Below are 433 nucleotides of genomic sequence, written 5' to 3'. Positions count from 1 at the left end.
CAGGTACACGATGAACTGGTATTTGAAGTTCATAAAGATGATGTTGATGCCGTCGCGAAGCAGATTCATCAACTGATGGAAAACTGTACCCGTCTGGATGTGCCGTTGCTGGTGGAAGTGGGGAGTGGCGAAAACTGGGATCAGGCGCACTAATATGGCTAGCATGACTGGTGGACAGCAAATGGGTCGCGGATCCGGCTGCTAACAAAGCCCGAAAGGAAGCTGAGTTGGCTGCTGCCACCGCTGAGCAATAACTAGCATAACCCCTTGGGGCCTCTAAACGGGTCTTGAGGGGTTTTTTGCTGAAAGGAGGAACTATATCCGGATATCCCGCAAGAGGCCCGGCAGTACCGGCATAACCAAGCCTATGCCTACAGCATCCAGGGTGACGGTGCCGAGGATGACGATGAGCGCATTGTTAGATTTCATACAC

At 52.2% G+C, this 433-nt stretch carries 1 protein-coding gene; it reads left to right on the top strand.

What is annotated here, in order from left to right; all coding sequences use genetic code 11:
* Positions 1–153, top strand: a 153-nt coding sequence (locus HOV91_RS41210; RefSeq protein ID WP_174190211.1) for a DNA polymerase, incomplete at its 5' end; no start/stop codon positions are given.
* Positions 154–433 lie beyond the last annotated feature (280 nt).

The organism is Nocardia barduliensis (assembly GCF_013315795.1).
Classification (GTDB): Bacteria; Actinomycetota; Actinomycetes; order Mycobacteriales; family Mycobacteriaceae; genus Nocardia; species Nocardia barduliensis.
The sequence above is the reverse complement of the archived record's forward strand: the minus strand, read 5'-3'. Positions and strand labels throughout refer to the sequence as shown.